The sequence below is a fragment of the Varibaculum cambriense DSM 15806 genome, assembly GCF_000420065.1.
Classification (GTDB): Bacteria; Actinomycetota; Actinomycetes; order Actinomycetales; family Actinomycetaceae; genus Varibaculum; species Varibaculum cambriense.
The window spans coordinates 656,101-676,613 of the sequence record NZ_ATUF01000002.1; the positions used below are offsets into that span (position 1 = coordinate 656,101).

General features: G+C 54.7%; 12 protein-coding genes. 11 read left to right on the plus strand and 1 reads right to left on the minus strand.

Translation table 11 applies throughout. From position 1 onward, the window contains the following. Positions 1–112 precede the first annotated feature (112 nt). The 5 genes from F605_RS09535 (at position 113) to htpX (ending at position 7,581) form a co-directional block, all read left to right on the plus strand. Positions 113–820 (plus strand): ABC transporter ATP-binding protein, encoded by a 708-nt coding sequence (locus F605_RS09535; RefSeq protein WP_022864430.1) that lies wholly within the window; start codon positions 113–115, stop codon positions 818–820. After that, positions 821–2,449, plus strand: coding sequence for a hypothetical protein (locus tag F605_RS0102995; protein ID WP_022864431.1), 1,629 nt, complete (start codon positions 821–823; stop codon positions 2,447–2,449). It abuts the gene before it with no gap. 4 nt (positions 2,450–2,453) lie between these two features. Beyond that, on the plus strand, positions 2,454–3,668 hold the full coding sequence (locus F605_RS09540; RefSeq protein ID WP_022864432.1) for an ATP-binding cassette domain-containing protein: 1,215 nt from the start codon (positions 2,454–2,456) through the stop codon (positions 3,666–3,668). After that, positions 3,669–6,488 carry an ABC transporter permease gene (locus F605_RS0103005; protein WP_022864433.1) on the plus strand — a complete coding sequence of 940 codons (2,820 nt, stop codon included), beginning with the start codon at positions 3,669–3,671 and terminating at the stop codon, positions 6,486–6,488. It begins immediately after the preceding gene. 211 nt (positions 6,489–6,699) lie between these two features. Further along, positions 6,700–7,581, plus strand: coding sequence for a zinc metalloprotease HtpX (gene htpX, locus F605_RS0103010; protein WP_022864434.1), 882 nt, complete (start codon positions 6,700–6,702; stop codon positions 7,579–7,581). A gap of 124 nt (positions 7,582–7,705) precedes the next feature. Here the strand turns inward: htpX and F605_RS0103015 are convergent, their stop codons facing one another. After that, on the minus strand, positions 7,706–9,142 hold the full coding sequence (locus F605_RS0103015; protein ID WP_022864435.1) for an FAD-dependent oxidoreductase: 1,437 nt from the start codon (positions 9,140–9,142) through the stop codon (positions 7,706–7,708). Positions 9,143–9,361: 219 nt separating this feature from the next. Here F605_RS0103015 and F605_RS0103020 point away from each other — a divergent pair, with 219 nt between their 5' ends. The 6 genes from F605_RS0103020 (at position 9,362) to F605_RS0103045 (ending at position 20,468) form a co-directional block, all read left to right on the plus strand. Beyond that, positions 9,362–9,985: a hypothetical protein gene (locus F605_RS0103020; RefSeq protein ID WP_022864436.1), complete on the plus strand. Its 624-nt coding sequence runs from the start codon at positions 9,362–9,364 to the stop codon at positions 9,983–9,985. A 62-nt stretch (positions 9,986–10,047) separates the two neighbouring features. Continuing rightward, positions 10,048–12,846: an RNA degradosome polyphosphate kinase gene (locus F605_RS09550; protein WP_022864437.1), complete on the plus strand. Its 2,799-nt coding sequence runs from the start codon at positions 10,048–10,050 to the stop codon at positions 12,844–12,846. A gap of 123 nt (positions 12,847–12,969) precedes the next feature. Then, entirely contained in the window at positions 12,970–14,004 is a 1,035-nt protein-coding gene (locus F605_RS0103030; RefSeq protein ID WP_027723546.1) for an NUDIX hydrolase, read from the plus strand. Positions 14,005–14,118: 114 nt separating this feature from the next. Next, a complete protein-coding gene (gene ispF, locus F605_RS0103035) occupies positions 14,119–14,703 on the plus strand; it encodes a 2-C-methyl-D-erythritol 2,4-cyclodiphosphate synthase (protein ID WP_022864439.1) in 585 nt (194 codons plus the stop codon). Between the two features lie 410 nt (positions 14,704–15,113). After that, positions 15,114–16,805 (plus strand): sodium/proline symporter PutP, encoded by a 1,692-nt coding sequence (putP, locus tag F605_RS09555; protein ID WP_081639103.1) that lies wholly within the window; start codon positions 15,114–15,116, stop codon positions 16,803–16,805. Positions 16,806–16,973: 168 nt separating this feature from the next. After that, complete coding sequence (locus F605_RS0103045; protein WP_022864441.1) at positions 16,974–20,468, plus strand: proline dehydrogenase family protein; 3,495 nt, start codon at positions 16,974–16,976, stop codon at positions 20,466–20,468. The last annotated feature ends 45 nt before the right edge of the window (positions 20,469–20,513 follow it).

A 20,513-nucleotide genomic window follows, 5' to 3' on the forward strand; every position in this document is an offset into this window, starting at 1 on the left:
GCTCCCGGTAAAGAACACCGCCCGCTAACTACCTTTAGGGTAGTGCCAGCTCTACCTTAAAAGTAGTTTGTACCCGCTGTTAGCACAGCGGGAAAGGCGTCAAGATAGGAGTATGTTGATTCAAACCCAGGGGCTCACCAAGATTTACGGCTCGCACACGGTGCTGGCCGATATTGATTTAACTATTGGCGAGGGTGAGCAGGTGGCGATTACCGGCCCGACTCAAGCGGGAAAAACTACCCTCCTGTATCTACTCAGCGGGATTGTACGGCCCTCTTCCGGGACGGTGATCTTAGATGGCCGGGATTTATCAGAAATGTCGCGCCGTCAGTTGCAGGCACTGCGCCGCGAACGTTTCGGTTTTATTTTCCAATCCGAACAGCTCCTTCCCGAACTGCAAGTACTAGAAAATGTGGCTTTACCACTACTGTTACAAGGATTCGGACGCGTAGAAGCAAAACAGCGCGCCTTAAAAGAGCTACAACGACTGGGGCTCGAAGATATTAGTCGGCAAATGACTGCCGGACTCAGCCCAGCTTTGGCCGCGCGGATAGCGATCGCCCGGGCTTTAGCGACCCGCCCCCGGGTGATTTTTGCTGATCAGCCGACGGCGCTACTAGATCCTGTCTCTGGCCAAGAAGCGATGCAGGCGTTATCGCTGGCAGCAGCGCGCACCCACGCCACCCTTTTGGTTTCTACCGTAAATCCGCAGGTAGCGGCGTGGTGCCAGCGAACTATCACCCTGCGAGACGGATTGATTGCCCAAGACACTCGGCGCGAATCTGCCTCAGAAACCGTATTCCAGGTCGAGGACGCATAAATGACTCTGGGACGAATTATTATCTGCTGGCGAGGGCGAGACTTTAAGGATCGCCCCGCGCAAGCGGCCTCGATATTATCGGCCGCCCTCACCTGCTACTGCTTGCTAGCCGTACTAGGCGGAATTAACGCTTTTCTGGTCAGGCGTTTATGGATATTACCTCAGGGGGCAGATACTTTGGGGCGCGCCCTCGCCGCCCTACCCAGCCATGCCCGTAGCTATGAGCACGAGGCCGTGTCTGTCATCTATATTTCGTTATTTGTTTTCGCCACTCTGCTGATCACCTTTCCCCTGATTGCCCTGTGGTGGAACCGTCTGGAGCTAGATGAGCAGCGTTTAGGGGATGCGCTGATCAGTTTGTATCGCTTGGGAGCGAGCACCATAACTCGTTTTTTCTTTACCTGCTACTCGATTTATAGCTATATTTTTGCGGGGTTTGTGCTGGGTGCTGCAGTTTACGCGCTCTCTTTGCCACTCCTTGAAAATATCCAGATTCTCGGTATTAATCCCACCGCCAAAGACCTGCTCCCCCCTTGGTGGATTCTGCTCCTGTCCCTGGTGGTGCTCTTGCTAATCCCAATCTGGAAAATCACTTTGCTGCTGCGCCAACAGCAGGGAATTCCCGCGGAAGCCCGCCGCCGCTTCAATATTTCTTTTATTTCCTCCTGGTTTAAAGGTTCTACCCGTAACAGCGCTATTTTCTGGTTAATCGTGCTGGCAATACCGATTCTGCTAGTTGGAATGGTGATCGCCGGATTATCGGCACTAGCCTTAGCGCCCATCATGATGTTGGCTTTTCTTTGGGTGCTGGTGTTTTGGCTGCCTGCCAAAGTGCTGACCTTGATTTGTTGGCCCTTAACTTTTAGTCGCTACCCCGCAGTACTTTTGGCTGCCCGCGCGATCCGCGCGCATGCCTCCCGAATTTGGACAGCATTGGCACCGGTGCTTTCTCTGGTCGCCACCTACCTGTTGTCGCTATTCTTCCTGGCGGTAGCCGATAGCTACACGGATTCTTTGCGACTTGAAACCGACTCTACCGGCATAGATGGTGAATATCAGGAAACTTTGCATCTGCATTACTTATTGCTGCGCCTAGTGCAGCAGGACGTAAAAACCGGGTGGCTGTTAACTGCGGCCATAGTCGCACTCACTACTGCTTTCTCCCTAGCTACCACGGTGATGGCTTCCAATCGCCGCGAACAAGCACAAACCAATCTGCTATTAAAGCTCGGATGCCCACCGGCAGTTATCTGGAGGGCGCGGATGTGGGAAATCATCATCGTTTACGCGTTTGGATTCTTACTACTAGCCGGATGCGCATTCCTTCTGCTTATCACGACCAGCTCTACGACCGTTTCGCCTCCGATAAACATTTGGGAAGTAATCGCTTCGGCAATAGCCCCTCTCACCTGGATGATAATCGGGGTTTTGGGTCTGCAAGCCCTAGTGTTTATGACGCTCACCCGAGTGCAAAACACCGAGATAATTCCGCATTTTGAACGCCAGCAGTTAAAGTCTAAGCAGCAGGTACGGCACTACCATCCGGCTGCTTTATCCAATGAAACTTCAAGAGCTTCTGAAATCTCTAGCGAAATCGCAGCAAATTTTTTGCCAGAAAACGAAAGGTAAACCGGTGAATAATAACCAGCTCTATCAGCCCGGAGTTCCCGAGGAGTTCCATCGCTACCAAAAGCCGCGCCATGCCATGCCGCCTGCTCCCGCCAGTCCCCCTCCGGGAATGCCGGCAGTTAAACCTCAAGATCAGCAGGTACCTGAAAAGGCTTTCCCAGCCCGCCAATCCGGCAACCTCCTTCCCGGGCACGCCGGTGTTCCCCAAGCGGCAAGCCCGGTTTTCTCCCAACCGCAACCAAGTGCGCAGCCACTACCGGCGGTAGCTAACCCCCAACCACCGCTAACCTCCCCACTGCCAAATGCCCCCACCCAGATGCCGCAGCCGGCGCCATCAGCACCCTCGGCAGCTACGCAACTACCAGCAACCCCGATAACTAATTCCCGAACAGATCCCACGCAGTCGCAACGCGGCCGCGCCGATACCTCGGCTTTACCTGAAAAACCCAGCACTGCAGTCCCGCAGCCGCAAACTAGCGCTGCTCCTAGCAGTTCCAGCACCACGCAAGGATCCCCGGTAGTTAGCCTCAATAATGTTTATAAAATCTATCGGCAGGGCGAAACCGAGGTGCGCGCCCTCGATGGCATTGATCTGCAAATCTATTTCGGACAGTTTACTGCGATTGTGGGGCCTTCGGGATCCGGTAAATCTACGCTGCTGCATTGCCTAGCCGGCCTAGACAGTGTCACCCAAGGAACGGTGACGGTCGCCGGCAAAGACCTCGCGAAAATGAACGACAAAACCCTCACTCAGTTCCGCCGTGACCACATTGGGTTCGTTTTCCAATCCTTCAATCTGATGCCCACCCTGACTGCCTTGGAAAATATCCGGCTGCCCCAATTGCTAGCGGGCAAAAAAACCTCTCCCAACTGGGAAAACCAGATTATTGAAATCTTGGATCTCAAAGATCGACTAACCCATAAGCCTTCCGAACTCTCTGGGGGGCAGCAGCAACGGGTGGCGGTCGCCCGCGCCCTGATTACTAAACCTGCCCTGCTAGTAGCGGATGAACCCACTGGAAACCTGGATTCGGCCTCCTCTAAGGAAGTCCTGAAGCTGCTACGCAACGCCGCCAGTGAACTAGGTCAGTCGGTGGTGATGGTTACCCACGATCCGGATGCGGCGGCGGTTGCTGATCGGGTATTGATCGTCAAAGACGGCAAAATCACTCAAGAACTTTCTCACCCCACTCGCGGGCAACTTTCTCAGGTGATCTAAATGCGTTTCCTAACTAAAGCCAATCTGAAAGCCCATGCCCGGCAATATATTGCTACTGCCTGCGCTATTATCATCTGCTGTATTTTTATATGCATCGCCAGCTCCTTCGGCTCCGTCATGGCATGGACTATGGGGGCGGGCGAAACCCAATTGATGAAAAACACCCAGGTGGTAGTTACCTACGGGGAGTTTGACGAAAACTCTCAAGCGGCCGTAAACGGGACCGTCGCTGTTGAAAAGTTCAAAGCGGATCCGCTAGCGGGAATCATCGCTGACCGTGCCGGGATTCGCCAAGCAAATGGCACCGACCTGGAATTACAGCCGGTTTATCAGACCCGGGTCGGAGCTACCATCGGGAAAAAGTCCATACAGGTACAAGGGATAGGACTGTTTTCGCCCCAGTTCTACCGTCCTCCCCTTAGCGAAGGTAAAGCACCTACCGGCAAAAATCAGATTGCCCTAGCCGCGAGCTATTTAGAGAAAACCGGAGTCTGGGTGGGAGACACAATCGAAATTCAGGTTCCTCCCCCTGACGATGAAGAGGATGCGCAGCCCACCACCCAAAAAGCTACGGTCAGCGGGATTGTACGCCGGGATGCTTCCATGTATATCGGTCAGGTTCCCGACGTGTACCTCTCCCCTGAACTGGGTAAACGTTTAGCGAAAGCCACCGGGACGGGAGTTAGCCAGATTTTGGTGCATACTCAGCAGGATCCGGCGGCGCTCACCCGAAAATTGGGGCAATATCTAAATGATAAACAGCTGCTCAGCAAAGATTTAGCGGTAGTTACCGTAACCCAAAAACAAAGCGAAACCACTGCCGGCAAGGCAGAACAAATCGCCTTACAGGCGGTCGCCTTATTTTTCCCGCTACTAGCGGTGCTGGTTTGTATCGGGATTGTTTCTGTTACTTTCCAGGTGGTGCTAGCTAGGAGGCGGCGAGAAACCGCACTGCTGCGTTGCGTAGGCGCTACCGTCGCGCAGGTTCGGCGAGCGGCGTTCTTAGAATGCCTACTGGTAGGGATAATTTCCGCGGCAATCGGGACTCTGATCGGGTGGCTGGGGTCAATCGCCCTGGTCTACGGCACCGGCATGATCGGTTCTCTCTCGCAAACCCTAGAGGTAACCGGGATTTTCCCGGTGATATTATCTCTGTTCACTGGGATCCTGGTGCCGCTAATTGGGGCTTTACGCCCCACCTTTGGACTCGGGAAGATCCGCCCGATCGCCGCTCTTAATACCCAGGAGCTGAATAAGAAGGGCAAACCCAAGCAGCATATTTTCCACTGGATTCTAACCGCATTCCTGGCTGTGGCCGGGGGCGGAATGTGGGTTTTGGCCTGGAAGAATCGCGGTAGCGAGGACGGGCCGGAACAGGCGATGGCGCTGGGAGCCTCCATTGCGGGCGCGCTAATCATCATGTGCGCAGCCTTAATGATTTGTCGTTTCTTACTACCGTCATTCACCGCCCTATTTACCCGCCCGTTTTCTCGCCGCTCCGCGACCGCTAAACTCGCTGGTGAAAACGTGAAAAGGGATCCGCATCGCACGGGAGCCACCGCTACCGCCCTGGTACTGGGGGTCACTTTAATGGCCACCATCTTGATTGGTACTGCCTCGGTACAAAAGACAGTGGATGACGAGATTAACCGGCGTTTCTCGGTTGATTTTTCCCTGGTATCTGCCAACCCGAACATCCCTTTGCCCGAGAACGAAATAAAGAAAGCTTCCCAGGTTGAGGGAGTTAGCGATATCGGAGAAATCCCCGGAATAGTTACCCAATCCCTTACCGACCTGCACGGAGAGGCAATCACCCTGGAAAAGCTAACGGGCGTTACCTCCGAGCGCAACCCGAACGCTACTCCCTCGCCAGAAGACAGCGAAGCCACTGGTGAAGTCACTATCGAGGCATCCATTGAGCCTGCTCCCGGCAACGATAAGAATGCGGCAGACCCGGCCCCACCGGCCTCGTCAATCGTAGTAGTTACCCTGCCCAAGAACGCAGATTCCCTAACTCGCCAAAAAATTAAAGAACCCCGGCGCGGAGAAATGTGGCTGGTAGGAGAGGTAGAAGCTCCGGTATCAGAGCCAGTTAATCTCAATTTCAAAACGGGCAAGAAACTGACCGTCAAGGCGAAAGCCCTGCCGGAAACTGCCAGCGGTTTCCCGGTTGATTACAGCGTCATCTACGGGGTACTTTCCCGAGCAGACTTTGCGGAGGCGGTCGCCTCCGGAGCAAAATCTCAAAGCCACGGGGTAATCGCAAAGTTCGATTTGTCGCGGGGCGCCAGCGGCACGATCCAGACAGTTCAAGACTTCACTAACCAGTTTTGGGAGTTAGAATCGGCAAGCTTTGAAAGCGCCGCGATGGTCTCATCCATCGTCACCATGGTTTTACGAGTGATGATGTCGATCCTGCTGTGCCTACTGGGGATTTCTGCGATCGTCGCCTTGGTAGGGGTAGCCAACACTCTCAGCTTGTCGGTAGTTGATCGCGCCCAGGAGAATGCGCTGCTGCGCGCAGTTGGCGCCACTCGCACCCAAATAAGGCGGATGCTGATTATCGAGGGCACCCTGATCGGACTGGGAGCCCTGGTGGTAGGCGTGGCGTTGTCGGCGCTGTTCTCGTGGTTCGTGATGCAATGTATGCCGTTTGCCGGTCTAATCTCGCAAAAGAATATCGAATTAGAAATCCCTTGGCTGTGGGTGGGGCTAGTGGTGCTGGTAACCGAGCTCTTCTGTTTCTTAGCATCGGTGCTACCCGGTAGGCGTGCCGCCAAGGCCAGCCCTATCGAGGCCTTAAATACCGCTGACCAGTAGATTTTAGTTAAAGGTACCGTACCGATACTGAGCTGGTAGCAAAGTTGGGGCGCGGGAGTAGGTGCAGCTCTGAGCAAAGAAGGCTCGCATCTTCTCCTGCGCCCTCCTGGCAGCTGGGAAACCTTACGCCCTAACGTTACTAGACAACGCCAAGCCCCCTGCCAGCGCGCCCTCAGCTTGAGCTGCTAGATTTGAGCTAATAGGAGGAAATATGGCTGGAAAACGTTTTGGAAATGGTGTGAAAACCGCACTGCTACTGGGAATCATGTGGGCGATTCTGCTGGGGATTGGATACTTGATTGCCTATGGCACTAACAATTCTGCGTTCCTATGGATTTTCGCGGCGATTGGACTGGCCTCCACCTTTTATAGTTATTGGAACTCGGACAAGTTAGCGATCCGGGCTATGGGTGCCTATCCGCTAGATCCGGGGCAATATCCCCAGATTGTCAAGATTGTCACCGAGCTATCCGAGACTGCCGGGCAACCGATGCCCCGCCTCTATATTGCCCCCACCGCCACCCCGAACGCTTTTGCCACCGGCCGGAATCCCTCCCACGCTGCCGTTTGCTGCACCGAAGGAATCTTGCAGTTGCTAAATGAACGGGAACTGCGCGGAGTACTCTCCCACGAATTAATGCACGTATACAACCGCGATATTTTAACCTCCTCAGTTGCGGCTGCTATCGGAGGCTTGATTACTTCCGCCGCCCAAATGATGTTCTTTTTTGGAGGAGGACGCCGCGACGAGGAAAGCTCGGGACCCCTGGGAGCTATCGGGGCTTTGCTGATGCTATTGCTCGCCCCGCTTGCTGCTTCTTTAACCCAGCTAGCGATTTCTCGCACCCGCGAGTTTGATGCGGATCAAACCGGCGCGGAACTCTCCCGCGACCCCTTAGCGCTAGCCAGCGCGTTGAAGAAACTTGAGGCAGGAACTACTGCCCGTCCTCTGGCGAAAAACCCACAAACCGAGAAAGTCGGGTTCATGATGATCGCGAACCCCTTTAAGGCGGGCGGAGTGCAGCAACTATTTTCAACTCACCCCCCAATGGATCAGCGGATTCGCCGCCTAGAGGAAATGGCGGGGTACTAGCTCCAGGAATAGCTCCGGGTAGTTAGACAACCTGCCTGGCTGAGGCCATAGCAATATTTGCCGCAGCTAATCGCTACCTGCAGCACCAGCAGTTGCCCCTACTGCACCCGGCGCGGTAGTACGACTATTCGCCGTCCTGGCCGATTAAATCTTCCGGTACGTCCTCGCCACGGGAAATTGCGCTCATAGCTTTACGGGATACTACTTTGACGCGTTCGCGCGCCCCACGGCCGCCCTCGACCTCGCCAAAGTCGGCACCCAGTTGCTTTTCGTATTCGTCCAGTAGCTCCCAGCCATGCCAGGTGGAGAAGGGGACGCCCCGCTGTTCAAGTAGCTCAATCATGGCGTCGTGCCCCACCGCTTTCCCGGTAGCCACTAGCTTGCCCGCTTCCGCGTCCTCTACCAGGTGAGCGATAGTTTGCTGCGCATCGGACTTAGTAGACCCAATCAACCCTACCGGACCACGTTTTACCCAACCGGTAGCGTAAATACCGTTCAAGGGGGTTCCCTCCAGGTCGGTAACCCGCCCTTCCTGATTAGGGATTACTCCGCGCTGCTCATCGAAAGGCAGCCCCTCAATCGGAGAGGAGAAATACCCCACCGCGCGATAAACCGCCTGTACCGGGGTTTCCCGCAGCTCACCGGTACCGGAAACGGTGCCGTCCCCGTTCAGCTGGGTACGTTCGGTAACCAGGGCAAGCACATGCCCGTCCTCATCGGCCAAGATTTCTTTGGGAGCTGAGAATAGATGCAGGTGGATGCGGCGGTCAGCCTCGCTATCGTCCTCATCCATCGCGTAGTTAATTAAAGTATCAACCACCATTTTGGTTTGTTTCGAGGCGGCAATCGCCTGCTCGGAGCCCTCATCGAACTCGAAATCTTCCTCGGAAACAATTACTTTTACCCCGGGCTGTTGCCCGAGTTCGCGCAGCTCTAAGGGGGTGAACTTCACCTGGGCAGGCCCGCGCCGCCCGAAAATATGCACATCCGTAATCGGGGATTTATAGAGCTCTTTCGCTACGTTTTCCGGAATCTCGGTTTTTAGCATATCTGCCGGGTGCTTCGCCATTACCCGGGCAATATCCAGGGCGACGTTACCGACCCCGATAACCGCGACCTCTTTAGCCTCTAGGGGCCAGAACCGGGGATAGTCCGGATTTCCGTCATACCAGGACACAAAATCGGAGGCACCATAGCATTCCGGAAGGTCTTTACCGGGCAAATCAATCGGTTTATCCCGGTCAGAGCCAGTAGCAAAAATAATCGCATCATAGTGAGCGTGCAGATCCTCAACGGTGATATCCGCATCCTCGCCGCCCACATTCACGTTTGCCAACAGACGGATATCTCCGCGCTGCAAAACCTTGTAAAGGGCAGTAATAATTGCCCGAATCCGGGGATGATCCGGCGCCACCCCATAACGCACCAAGCCATAGGGCGCAGGCAGGCGTTCAAATAGGTCAATCTCTACGTCAAGACCAGATTTGGACAAAATATCGGAGGCATAGATACCGGCAGGGCCGGCTCCAATTACGGCGACACTGAGCGGACGGTCAGACACTATAACCCTTCCTTTTGCGTTATCAATCTGGCGGCACCTACTATTAGCACCTCAAACCTCAAATTATTGTAGCCGTGAATAACGGCTATCCCGCATTTTGTTGAGCGGTCTCACACAATGGCTTAACCGCCTTTGGTAAACAGGGACGACAAGAGAAAGGTAAAACTGCCCCAAGTAATGACGCTTGAGAGACAATAGAAATATTAAAGGAGGAAACAAATGACTACACGGCAAACTCCGCGCAGGCCAGCGATGTTGGATGCCGAGCAAGCAGAAAATATCCCCGGTGCCGAGGACGGGGCGATCTCCTCGGAAGTTGCTCACTTGGTAGCGCAAACTCTGCTGGGGATAGAAAAAGAAAGCGACGATAAGGTTCAGCGTTTACGCCAGCTGTTGGAATCTGGCGGGGTAGATACGGTCAGTGAACTCTGGTCTAACTCGCCGGCGGGCACTTTACCCGGCACACTCTGGCGCCTGTACCTGGTATATCAGTGGTATTTACGGGATCCACAGCTGGTAAATAAGCGGTTTCAGCAGGGTCTGGCGACCCAGAAAATTGGGGAAGTTTTTTCCCGCGACCACTGCGAAAAGTCGGTGGCCGCCCTCATGGATAAACTAGCGGAGCTTTGGCGTGCCGAAACCTCTATTGCTCAGCTGGCTCCCCTGCTAGAGCGCACTAGTGATTTCCTGAAAGTACTGGCCAGTGGGGTCAGTGCCGACTGGATTAAAGACGCTCGAGATGAACTAGCTGATCCAGTTACTTTGCGTCCCGAAGCGCTATTGCAAACCGCGCGCGACCTAAAGCTTTCAGCGGGTGCAGCCCAGGTAAATCGCCTAAACTAGAAATAAATCGACCCAGAGTAGTTCAGGTACCGTCACCAAATTTTTTATGAGAAGGGATCGGCATGGACAGCAAACCGGAAGCTGACAACAGGCCAGAACCGAAAGTAGGTAAAGCTAAAATTAAGGAGGACGCGCAAGGTGACTCTCATGTGGTGCCTTCGCCTGCCGATATTGCCCGGTTTTATAAAGAAAACCCGCAAACTGAAGCAGTAGCGCAGGTAGATCGGGTGGCAGCCCAATCTAATTTTGAAACCGCCACTGCTGACGAGCTGATCTCTTCTAAGACTTCCCCGGAACAGTTCCCAGGTACCGATTATGAGGATGCCGACTATGACCTGCCCACCGGAGCTTCACCTTTTGTTGACGGCAGGAAAATAAATATTGATGAGGAGCTGTTACCACGACCGAAAATAACTGTACCGGCGGGTTCAGATCAAAACGATAAGCCGCAAGCAGTTAGTAAAGACAGCAAAACTGCAACTAGGGACGCTAACGATAAAACAGGCGCTAAGGAAAGCTCAAAAGAAACCGGTGGTGCCCAGGCCAAGACGGCTTCTACAAAGCCCAGTACTAACAGCGATAAAGAGGCACCTGCAAAGAAAAAGGCTAACGCGCAGTCCGCAGCGGTCAGCGCCGGTCACGCCCAAACCGATGGCCCCGAAGATCTGTCCAAGATCAGTCCTTCCACTTTGCGGGAGGCTCCCGGCATTGACAAACTGGCGCAAGCCGGCCCCCTCGGTCAAGATAAGCCTCTACCCAAGGGACGCTTTGGGGATCGCGAATTATCTTGGATGCAGTTCAACCAACGAGTATTAGAGCAGGCAGAGGACGAGAGGCTCCCGATCTTAGAGCGCGCCTGGTTTACCACGATTTTCTCTTCCAACCTTGACGAGTTCTATATGGTGCGGGTAGCCGGACTAAAACGTCGGATTGCCGCCGGAATTGCTCGCACCGCCGCCTCCGGTCTCACACCCCGGCAGGTACTGGACCTGGTGACTGAGCGCGCCCAGGTTCTGTGTGCCCGGCAGGCCGGTTTCGTGCAGAACACATTGCTAGGCGAACTGGAAGAGGTGGGGATCAAACTGCGGCGTTGGGATGATCTTGCCCCGGAGCAACAAGATTTCCTACATGGATATTTCCGCCGCCTGATTTTCCCCATCCTCACTCCCTTGGCAGTCGACCCCTCGCACCCCTTCCCCTATATTTCGGGGCTGTCAGTTAACTTGGCGGTAGTGGTACGCAATCCTCTAACTGGGAAGCAGCATTTCGCCCGGGTAAAGATCCCGGAGAGCCTACCCCGATTAATCTGCGTGGAACAGGCAATAGACCAGGTCAGTCCGGAGGACGCGATTGATACTAACGGGGAAGCCACCTTCATTACCTTGGAGGATGTTATCGGCCCCCACCTCGACCACCTCTTCCCGGGAATGGAAATCTTGGAACATCACGTGTTCCGCCTGACCCGCAACGAGGATCTGGAAGTCGAAGAGGACGACGCCGAGAACCTGCTGACCGCGATGGAACAGGAACTATTGCGGCGCCGTTTCGGCCCGGCAGTACGTCTAGAGGTTGCCAAAGGGATTTCCCGCCCGGTATTAGACTTTTTGGTGGCCAAACTGGAGATCGGCATGGAGGACGTTTTTTCGCTTCCGGAACCGATTGACTTGCGCTGCCTGAATGAGCTCCATGAACTAGATTTGCCGGAACTGAAGTACCAGAAGTTTGTTCCGGCTACTGCTGCCGGGTTAGCGGAAGTGGAATCGGCTACCCCCACCGATATTTTTGCGATGATTCGCAGCCACGATGTGTTGCTACATCACCCCTATGATTCCTTCTCTACCTCGGTGCAACATTTCGTCACCTATGCCGCTAGAGATCCCAAAGTGCGTTCCCTCAAGCAAACCTTGTACCGTACTTCCTCGGATTCTCCGATTGTGTCTGCCCTGATAGAGGCGGCGCAAAACGGAAAACAGGTGCTCGCCATCGTAGAGATTAAAGCTCGTTTCGACGAGGACGCCAATATCTCTTGGGCACGCAAACTAGAGCGCGCTGGGGTGCACGTGGTTTATGGCATGGTGGGGCTGAAAACTCACTGCAAACTGTCGATGGTGGTTCGCGAAGAATCCGATGGTCTGCGCCGTTACTGTCACGTTGGTACCGGTAACTATCACCCCAAAACCGCACGCGGATACGAGGATCTGGGCTTGCTGACCTGCGATCGCGAGGTAGCTCAGGATCTCACTCGCCTATTTAATCAGCTTTCGGGGTATGCACCGCGGACTTCCTTCCAACGCCTGTTGGTGGCTCCGCGCTCAATCCGTCCCGGGATTATCGAGCGCATTGAGCGCGAGGTAGAAAATCACCGCCAAGGCCTGCCCGCCTATATCGGGATTAAAGTAAACTCCCTGGTAGACGAGGCAGTAACTGATGCTCTCTACCGCGCTAGCCAGGCAGGGGTACCGATCGATATTGTGGTGCGCGGAATTTGTACTATTCGATCCGGGGTGCGCGGGCTATCGGAAAATATCCGAGTACGTTCCATTTTGGGGCGTTTTCTGGAGCACTCCCGTATCTACGCTTTTGAAAATGCCGGACAGCCGGAAGTTTGGATCGGTTCTGCTGACCTGATGCACCGCAACCTGGATCGCCGGGTCGAGGCGCTGATCCGAATTAAGGATCCCGACATGACCGCGACACTCATGGATTTGGTGAAACTTGAGGCCTCCCCAGAGGTATCTTCTTGGCATTTGCGTCGGGATGGAACTTGGCGGCGTCACATCGAAGCTAAGGATGGCTCGCCCCTGATGGACATTCAAGAGTACCTAATTAATAAGGCGAACTCGCGGATGAAAGGACGCTAAGCGACGAGTTTTCCGGCTAACTCTTCACGTTAATACAGTTTTACCCCTGTCACCTGGGAGAATGACCTTATAAGTAATTTGTTAGACAATGGGAACAGATTACGAGAAAGGCAAGTGGCTATAATGACGGCTCGACCTAAGCCACCGCATATGCGGATAGTAAGATCCGCAGGCGCATTAGTTTGGCGTCTGCGGCCAGAAGCCAACCCAATTGCTGGTACCTCCCTCCCCGCGCAGCGCCAAGATATTGAGGTATTGATTGTGCACAGGCCGCGCTATGACGATTGGTCTTGGCCAAAGGGTAAACGCGAACCTGGGGAAGCCATCCCGGCAACGGCAGTACGAGAGGTAGAAGAGGAAACCGGAGTTCCCATTCGTCTGGGAGCGCCGCTTACCGTACAGCGATATCGACTGGGATCGGGAGTAACCAAGGAAGTTTATTACTGGGTAGGATTCCCAGATGTTCCCGCGGAAACCTTGCGGGCACGCCCCTTAGCTCCCCCAGCTCCCAGCAAGGAAATTGATAAATGCCAATGGGTGGGAGCGCGCAAAGCTATGCGGCTGCTGACTCGCCGCGGGGATCGTCGTCTGTTAGAAGAACTCCTTACTCGGCTAGCAGATCACACTTTAGTTACCCGAACGGTAGCGGTGCTGCGACACGCTAAAGCCACTAAACGTTCCCATTGGGAAGGTGGCGAGATGACTCGCCCACTTTCGCGGCGTGGCTCCGCGCAAGTGTTACGGTTGATTCCAGCGCTTTCAGCTTTGGGTATTAATCAGATAATCACTTCTCCTTGGCGCCGCTGCGTGGCCACCGTCGCCCCTTATGCCACACTTTCGGGCACTCCCTTAAAAACGGAGGCTTCCTTTACCGAGGACGCCTATCGGGAAGATCCCGTGCAGATGCGCGCGGTAATCAGGGGAATACTTTCGAAAAGTCAGCTAGATGCGCCGGCCGCTCCCCTGGCGATTTGTGTACATCGACCCACCATTCCGGGGATTATCGGGGAACTTGCCCCGCTTACTCCTAACCATCTGGGCAGGTTGCTGCCCCAGGCTGACCCCTATTTAAAAACCGCAGGCATGCTACTGGTACATATAGCCGATTACCCGGAGCCGCGTGTCGTTGACCTGGAAGTATTTCGTCTAGATCCCTAGGGTTTTGCCGGTGGAGTATTTCTCTGCCCCCCTAAGCCTTGTAGGGGCAATTGTGGACTTTAGGTACCTGGGAGACTCAACTTGTGCGAGAGTCAGGATCGCTAAACTGGGGACATGAATAATTCCCATACCTCGGACTGCTCCGCATTTTCGGATAGCGACCCCCAAAACGCCAAGCCTATTTCCGCTTCTTACCTACTCCCACGGGTAGGGATAGGTAGTGACGTTCATGCTTTTGCTGACCCTAAGGATCCCAGCTCCGCTGCTCGTCCTTGTATGGTAGCCGGGCTTTCTTGGCCGGGAGAAACCCCACTTAAGGGACATTCGGATGCCGACGTAGCTGCTCATGCCCTATGCGACGCGATTTTATCGGCTGCTGGGCAAGGGGATCTGGGCACCCATTTTGGTACTGATCGTCCCGAATGGAAAGGCGCCTCCGGCACCCAGCTACTGGTAGCCACTATGGAGATTATTCATCAGGCTGGCTGGGGGCTAGGAAACGCCGCGGTTCAGGTGATCGCCAACCGGCCACGGATGGGGAAGCGCTATCAACAGGCGCGTGCCGTACTTGAGGAAGCAGTAGGGGCACCAGTATCGATTTCTGCTACTACCTCGGACAGGCTGGGGTTTACTGGCCGCGGAGAGGGCGCGGCCGCCATAGCTACCGCGCTGGTTTACCCGCTAGACAACCCGCACTAAGCGCGGGGAGCGAATAGATACTCCTCCCCTCTGGTGAAGCCAATAGCTAGTTCCTGCGGTCCTAGCAAGGTAAAGATAACTCTTTTCCAGATGTAAAGAAAACGCGTATTTTGTAAAAAATATGCTTAAGTAAAATTGCCATCCCCAGCTTTCTCGAGGTAGCTTTTTGCGTTTTCAGCGACTCAAATCGCAGCAAAACAGGCCTTTAGGCCTAGATTTTTTAAGAAAAAAATACTCAACAAACACCTCCTGTAAACCTAGGTTTTTCTGGGGTTTTATCCGAATTTAGCAAAAAGGATCCCTGGCTCTCATATACCTAAAGTCCCGTGGCTTATTGTGATTAGCTTGACAACCAGATATTATGTTTCGCAGTCGAAAGTCTCGGCGCTAATCCCCCGAAGGGAGAGCAAATGATAACTACATTCTCAACATTACTGATGCCCACCGTCGGTGCGGCAGATTTTATTAGTAGCGGAAGCACCAGTGGTATCGCCATTGCAATGGTTATCTATTTCGTAGCCATGGTTCTGATCGGTATCTATGGTTATACCCGCACTCAAACCATGGACGACTTCATGGTGGGTGGACGTTCCCTACCTCCCCTGGTTGCTGCCCTCTCGGCGGGCGCCGCAGATATGTCAGGTTGGTTAATGATGGGGCTGCCCGGGGCGCTCTACCTAACCGGTCTAGTGGAATCCTGGATTGCGATCGGATTGCTGATTGGCTCCTGGTGCGCTTGGAAATGGGTAGCTCCCCGTCTGCGTTCCTATTCGCAAATAGCCGGAGACTCGATTACTGTCCCGTCATTTATGTCAGCGCGCTTAAAGGACGATAAGTACATTCTCCAGCTGGTAGCCGGAATTATTATTCTTTTCTTCTTCACCATCTACGTAGCCAGCGGCATGGTTTCCGGGGGTGTCTTCTTCGAGTCTATTTTCCATGTTAACTACCACGTAGGCATGGTTCTGGTAGCTGGGGTAGTTATTCTCTACACCTTGGTAGGCGGGTTCCTCGCTGTCTCTTGGACCGATATGGTACAGGGCATCATGATGCTAATCGCCCTGCTGCTAGTACCGATCTTCGGTGTGGTTGCCCTGGGCGGCTTTGGGGTAATGACCAATACGCTAAACGGCCTAGAAGGTCACATGTTCTCCATCGTAGGTGATGGGGCTGCCGGCAAGTTGTCGATGCTTAACGGCTTGGCCTGGGGACTCGGCTACGTAGGTATGCCTCACGTAATCGTGCGCTATATGGCGCTGCGCTCGCCCAAGGAAGCAACTGCAGCCCGCCGCCTGGGCATCGGCTGGATGTTCCTGTGCGTGCTGGGCGCAACTTTAACCGCTTTGATCGGTCGCGCCTTGGCTGAAAACGGCCTCGCCGGAATCAAAGAAGCTTTGGCAATGGTGAAGCAAAACCCGCAAGAAAGTATCTACCTGGTGATGGGGCAACAGCTCTTCCCCGCAGTACTCGCCGGGTTCATGCTGGCTGCTATTTTGGCCGCCATCATGTCTACCGTTTCGTCACAGCTGCTGGTAACCTCCTCGGCAGTAGTAGAAGACATCTACCGCGGTATCAAGAAGCGCCGCTTGCTGGGCGCCAAGGGTATCAACGCTGGCCGGATGGTGGTACTAGCGATTTCGGTAATCGCCGCTTTCTTCGCCTGGTTCCGCACCGACTCGATCTTGGGACTGGTAGCTTTCGCCTGGGCAGGTTTCGGCGCCGCCTTTGGTCCGGTAATTGTACTCAGCCTCTACTGGCGCAAATACACCTGGCAGGGCGCAGCAGCCGGTATGGCCGTGGGAGCTATCACCGTGGGTATCTGGGGCAACCTGCCCGACACCTTACCTATGATCTTCCAGGTTTACGAGATCCTTCCCGGGTTCTTGTTGAACCTGCTGGTGTCGTGGCTGGTTTCCCGCGCCACCTACCAGCCGAATGCAGAGATTGAGGAAGAGTTCGACCTGTCGGTCAAGCTCGCTCACGCTTCGCAAGATGAAATCAATTCGGCTCTGAAAGGTCGCGCCGTCACTCCCGTTACTACCGTTCCGTTTGCCGAGGTAGAGGGGGAGGAATCGCTGACCACATACAAGCCCAGCAAGTAAACGTGGACTCTAGGAAAAAAGTCCCTTAAATCAGGGTACACTTACCCGCATCTAGTGTTACCTTGAACATATAAGCGCTAGAGGGTCGAGCTACCAAACAGCTCGGCTCTCTACGCCTTAGGTGCGATCGATACCTATTAACAGTTTCCTAAGAAAGGACGCAAACAAATGTCAGAAAGCGTGGCTCCCCCCAAAGCTGGTGGGGAAACCGGCGACTGCCGTCATCTAGCGGATTTGGCGGTTGCTCGTGCCCAAAAATGGGTACGGGAGTCTGAGAAATACCCCGAAGATCGGGCAGCCAAACTCTTGTCCCAGGTGCTCGAAGATCAAGCCGGTCTCGACTTCACCGTTGCCTTTGTTGACGGGGTTATCCGCCCCGAGGACATTAAGGTCGCCGCGGAGGAGCTAAACCGTCTCTCGTCCTCGTCCGTGAGCTTCCTACCCTGGTACCTGCGTTTACCCTTTAAGGTGGGCGGCGCAATGGCTCCGCTGCTACCTAAAATGGTTATTCCCATTACCCGCACGGTATTCGCGAAACTAGTCGGGGATCTGGTTCTGGACGTATCTGACGCCAAATTGGGGCCGGCGATTGAGCGGTTAAAGCAAGGCGGAATGCGGCTCAATATGAACCTGCTGGGCGAAGCGATTCTTGGGGACGAGGAAGCCAATAAGCGGCTCACTGACACCATGGCGCTACTGGAACGTCCCGATGTAGAGTACGTATCTTTGAAGGTATCGGCAGTGACCGGACCCCACAATCCCTGGGCATACGATCACGTAGTAGATCGGGCAGTAAATGCCCTCCTGCCGCTATATCGGCGCGCTAACTCCTATGAACCCAAGAAGTTCATCAACCTGGATATGGAGGAATACAAGGACCTCCATATGACTATTGATGTATTCAAGAAGATTCTGGAAACCCCGGGTCTAGAAAAGCTGGAAGCTGGCATCGTGTTGCAGGCTTACCTGCCTGACGCCCTCCCCGCTATGCAGAACCTGCAAGAATGGGCAGCTAAGCGGGTAGCCAATGGGGGCGGACGAATCAAAGTTCGCGTAGTCAAGGGCGCGAACCTGTCGATGGAAACGGTTGATTCTCGCGAACGCGGCTGGGAACTCACCACCCAAAAGTGCAAGCAAGACACTGACTCTAACTACATGAAGGTGCTGGACTACGCCCTCACTAAAGAGCACACTCGTAATATTAAGATCGGCGTGGCCGGGATGAACCTGTTCACCGTGGGCTTTGCCTACGAGCTGGCCCATGAGCGCGGGGTACTAGAGTCCGGGGGCGTAGAGTTCGAGATGCTAACCGGGATGGCTTCTCCCCAGTCCAAGGCAGTAGCCGAGGACACCGGTCACCTCCTGTTCTATGTGCCGGTAGTAAACCCGGAAGAGTACGATGTGGCGATTGCCTACCTGGTACGGCGGCTAGAAGAAAACTCCCTGGATCAAAACTTCATGTCGGATATTTTCGATCTGGATGATGCCGATGTGCTGCACAAGGAAGAGCAGCGTTTCCGCCGCGCCTTGGAGCGGGTCTACGACGTTGAGGTCGGCCCGGTTCGCCAGCAGAATCGTCTCACCGAAACGGCTGAAGATATTAAATCTTTCGTGCAAGAGGACGGGGAGTGGACTTTCGCGAACACCCCGGATTCCGATCCTTCGCTACCGGAAAATATCGAATGGTCACGCCAGATCGTTAAGGCGATTCCCGATTGCCAGATTGGAATTAAAGAGGTCGAGGAAGCCACTGTTTCCGACGCTAATGTGCTGGATCAAATGCTGGCGGGCGCAGCCGCAGCGGCCGAAGTTTGGGCAGCTCGTCCCGCCAAGGAACGCTCTGAAATTATTCACCGGGTTGGTGTCTTGATGAGCCAAAACCGGGCGAAACTGATGGAAATCGCAGCCGCCGAATGCGGTAAAGCCCTAGATGGCGGCGATATCGAGGTATCCGAGGCTGTGGACTTCTGCCACTACTACGCTCAGCAGTGCCTGGAGCTAGAGCAGCAAACGGGCGCGAAGTTTAAGCCGGCACGGGTAACGGTTTCTACCCCTCCCTGGAACTTCCCGATCGCTATTCCCACTGGTTCTACCGTTTCGGCATTGGCAGCAGGTTCGGCAGTGATCTTCAAGCCGGCCAAGGAATCTGCCCGCACCGGCGCGTTGCTAGCCCAGATTATGTGGGAAGCAGGGGTTCCGCGTGAGGTGCTGCAGTTTGTTCAACTAGGCAACCGGGATCTGGGCAAGAACCTGATGGCTGATGAACGGGTAGATCGCGTGATCTTGACGGGTTCGATCGACACCGCCAAGATGTTCCGTTCCTGGGACAACAATATGGGGCTCTTGGCGGAAACCTCCGGTAAGAACGCTATTATTGTCACCCCCTCGGCGGATCTAGACCTGGCGGTCAAAGACATTATTAACTCGGCGTTTAGCCACTGTGGGCAAAAGTGCTCCGCTTCTTCGCTGGCCATCCTGGTCGGTTCGGTAGGATACTCCGAGAGGGTACATCGCCAGCTACTTGACGGCGTACGCTCCCTGGTGGTGGACTACCCCTCCAACCCCTCCAGCCAGACCGGTTCACTATGCGCTCCGGCTAAGGGGAAGCTGCTGCGCGGCCTCACCACTTTGGGGCCGGGCGAGCATTGGGCACTCAAGCCTAAGCAGCTTGATGAATCTGGGAAGCTGTGGACTCCGGGTATTCGCGCCGGGGTTCAGCCGGGCAGTGAATACCATCTGACCGAGTACTTTGGTCCGATTCTGGGCATTATCCGCTGCGACACCTTAGAAGAAGCTATAGAGATTCAAAACGCGACCGATTACGGTTTGACCGCTGGGTTACACTCCTTGGATGCCGATGAAATCAACCTGTGGCTAGATCGGGTACAGGCGGGTAACGTCTATGTTAACCGCGGTATCACCGGCGCGATTGTGCGCCGTCAGCCCTTCGGCGGTTGGAAGAACTCCGCGATTGGCGCGGGGACGAAAGCCGGCGGCCCGTCCTACCTGTTTGGTTTAGGCGAGTGGGAGGCCGACGGTATTCCGGAGAACGAGGGCGTAGAGCTGCGTAACCGGGCTTTGGTGGAGGCCGCGAAGGTGGCACGTTCTTTGAACGGAAATAAAGAGTTCGTAATGGCCTCGCTGCGCTCCTCCCAGCAGGCTCTGGACACCGAGTTCGCTATCGGACATGACCCCTCAGATCTGCGGGTTGAACGCAACGTGTTGCGTTACCGTCCGCTGCCGGTACTCATCCGGCTCTCCGAGGGCGAGGAGGCCTCTCAGGTGTTAATGCTGGCAGCTGCGGGTCGCGCCGCTGGTTCTCAGGTGTCGGTATCGATGCCCCAAGAACCTGACTCCGCGCTCTTGCAGTATCTGCGAGTCCAGCACATCGATTACGAGGTCGAATCCGATCAAGCCTTCCGTGACCGGCTACCCGCCTGGGCTGCCGGTGCTGGGCTGGACGCACGTATCCGCCTCATAGGTGGAGATGCAAAGACAGTCAATGAAGCTGTCAATGGCAATGTGAATGTGGCCGTCTGGTCGCACCCGGTGACCGCTTGTGGACGCGTAGAAATGATCCCATTTGTGCGCGAGCAGGCGGTAGCCTTCACTAACCACCGTTTCGGTAATCACACTCCACTTTCGGAGCAGGTGAAAATCTAGGCGCGGCGTTAGTTCCATAACTAAATAAATACCTTGCGGGGGTTG

Excerpts from the sequence above, each read along its gene's own strand:
- F605_RS09535 (WP_022864430.1), top strand. The coding sequence starts at position 113 with ATGTTGATTCAAACCCAGGGGCTCACCAAGATTTACGGCTCGCACACG.
- F605_RS0102995 (WP_022864431.1), top strand. The coding sequence starts at position 821 with ATGACTCTGGGACGAATTATTATCTGCTGGCGAGGGCGAGACTTTAAG.
- F605_RS0103005 (WP_022864433.1), top strand. The coding sequence starts at position 3,669 with ATGCGTTTCCTAACTAAAGCCAATCTGAAAGCCCATGCCCGGCAATAT.
- htpX (WP_022864434.1), top strand. The coding sequence starts at position 6,700 with ATGGCTGGAAAACGTTTTGGAAATGGTGTGAAAACCGCACTGCTACTG.
- F605_RS0103020 (WP_022864436.1), top strand. The coding sequence starts at position 9,362 with ATGACTACACGGCAAACTCCGCGCAGGCCAGCGATGTTGGATGCCGAG.
- F605_RS09550 (WP_022864437.1), top strand. The coding sequence starts at position 10,048 with ATGGACAGCAAACCGGAAGCTGACAACAGGCCAGAACCGAAAGTAGGT.
- F605_RS0103030 (WP_027723546.1), top strand. The coding sequence starts at position 12,970 with ATGACGGCTCGACCTAAGCCACCGCATATGCGGATAGTAAGATCCGCA.
- ispF (WP_022864439.1), top strand. The coding sequence starts at position 14,119 with ATGAATAATTCCCATACCTCGGACTGCTCCGCATTTTCGGATAGCGAC.
- putP (WP_081639103.1), top strand. The coding sequence starts at position 15,114 with ATGATAACTACATTCTCAACATTACTGATGCCCACCGTCGGTGCGGCA.
- F605_RS0103045 (WP_022864441.1), top strand. The coding sequence starts at position 16,974 with ATGTCAGAAAGCGTGGCTCCCCCCAAAGCTGGTGGGGAAACCGGCGAC.